The sequence below is a fragment of the Roseateles sp. P5_B10 genome (assembly GCF_056400485.1).
In genome coordinates this window covers 1-2,301 of record NZ_JBFULE010000814.1, presented here as the reverse complement: position 1 = coordinate 2,301, position 2,301 = coordinate 1, and the positions used below count along the sequence as shown (strand labels likewise).

Here is a 2,301-nt window from a genome sequence, read left to right as displayed (position 1 = left end):
GTTTCTGCAAGACTTGAGGATCTTGCATGGCGCCGCGGCAGACTTTGTCCAGCTGCACAAGCTCAGCACCGAGCAAGCTCGCCTTGCGGCCGAGATATCGAAGCTACTGCCGGATCTTGTCCGCGACGCGCGGGACAAAGACAGGTGGTCTCGAGATGAGTTGCTGAACGAGCTTGGGTGGCGTGACCCAGCCAAGACGCGCCACATTCATCGTTTCCCGGTCGGCGCCCACGTGCAGCGAAACCGTGATACGGAGGTCGCCTTACTGGACACGATGCGGGCGGTCACCCAAGGTTATGTAGCTCTCATAGGCCCCCCGGGATCTGGGAAGTCGACCCTGCTACAGATGACCTTGGCCACCGAGCCTGACATCAGGCTGGTTCGCTACTTGGCGTTTGTGCCCGGTGCTGCGCAAGGGGTGGGACGCGGTGAGGCGGATGACTTCCTGGAGGACGTCGGAACCCAGCTGCGCGCAGGTGGGCTCATKGGAGTTCGGCTTCGGGATACCTCGCAGACGGAGCGTCGTGAACAGTTCGGCGAGCTTCTCAAGCAGGCAGGTGAACGCTTCGACCGTGAGCGGGTTCGAACGATTGTCGTGGTCGATGGCCTTGACCACATCCCTCGCGAAGAGCGGCCGGCTCGCTCCCTTCTCAGCGAGCTGCCGCTACCGGCGGTTGTACCGGCAGGTGTCATCTTTGTGCTCGGTTCGCAGCGCCTCGACCTGGTCGGATTGCCACCCGCCGTAGCCGAGCAGGCCTCGGCCGCAGGGCGACTGGTGACCATGCGTCCGCTTAGCCGGGTCGCCGTGGCCAAAATGGCAGACGCTCTTGATCTGGACGCTGCGGTTCCCCGAGCGCGCATTGCGGAACTGAGTCTAGGCCACCCCCTGGCGACGCGCTACCTGATACAGGCTCTGTTGCGTGCCGATGGGGACCAGCGCGAAGCGCTGCTGGCAGGCAGCATGCCGTTTGATGGCGAGATTGACGCCGTCTACGCAGCCGCATGGCGAGAGGTGGCCAACGACCCCGACGCGATCCGAGTGCTCGGATTCATTGCACGAGCAGAGGCGCCGCTCAGCTTGACCTTACTTGCAACGATTGTCGATGAGCGTGCAATAGAGCGGGCGCTCGTTGTGTCCCGGCATCTGCTCGTCCAGTCGCCGCAAGGGTGGAGTGTTTTTCATAACAGTTTCAGGCTTTTTGTCATTGCCAAGCCGCGCATCTCGCTTGGTAGCGTGGACGTCGGCTACCCGGAGCGCGTCTATCGAGAACTAGCTGCCCTGGCAAAAGCGGCTCCGCCGGACTCACCCCAGCGTTGGCYGGAACTGCGATATCTCGCGCGGGCCGGCGACGGTGCCGCCGTTCTTGCCTTGGCCACACCCGAGCGCTTCAGGTGGGAGCTCGCACAAGGACGCAGCATTGATGCGATCCATTCGGACATCCGCTTGGCCTTTCTCGCCGTTCGGCCCACCTATGACGCAACCGCGCTGACTCGACTGTTGCTTTGTCGAGATGAAGTTGGGCGCCGCACAACAGCCCTCGAGTACGCCCAYCAACTACCAGCGGCCATGCTCGCCGTTGGGGACGTCGATACCGCTGACTCGTTTGTTCGGGACTTCCCAAGCTGCGGGTATGACGTCGTGGATGCTTGGTTGGAGCGGGGAGAGTTTGATCGGGCAAAGGAGCTGTTTGAGTTCCTGGATCCGTTGCCGCAGCTACATACATCGCGCTTCCAGGACTACGGGCTAGATCACAACCTCCGTGAGTTTGAAAAATGGGCTCGCCGTGCCTTTCATTTTCGGGATTTCGATCAGATTCGGGCCGCCATCGACCAGCTCGTCGCCGAGGGCCTGGATAAGAACCAACGGCAGACCGACCAGGATCAGACCGAGCAAGCACGTGCGCACCTTCACCGCGAGGTAGCCGAGGCGGTTATCAGTGCGAAGGCTTCATCGGACCCAGCGGACGTCTGCAAGCAACTCCGCATTGGGAATCAATTTCTTGCGGACTTGATCCTCCACGCCGGCCTTGAAGCACACAAGCGGGGGGATTTTGGGAAGGCCTTGGAGCTGTTCGAGTCGGCGACCAAGCTACCGGAGTTCCCAGAGGCTCCGAATGGTTGGAGGCGAACGATTGCCCTTTTCGCTCTCGCTCAAGGGCGTAGGGATATCGCTGAGCCAATTTTTGGCGGCCTAACGGCTCCAATGATTTCAATGGGCGATAGCGAAACGGATGCGTCAGGGCCAGGCGACCTAGTCGGTGCCATCATTGAACATACCGAGCTCTGCACTCTGCTTGGAAA

Annotated in this window: 1 pseudogene; it reads left to right on the top strand. The window is 61.2% G+C overall.

Annotated features, from left to right (window positions below):
* Positions 1-346: 346 nt before the first annotated feature.
* Positions 347-2,301, top strand: a pseudogene (locus AC1DU6_RS27985) (ATP-binding protein); the annotation flags it as partial.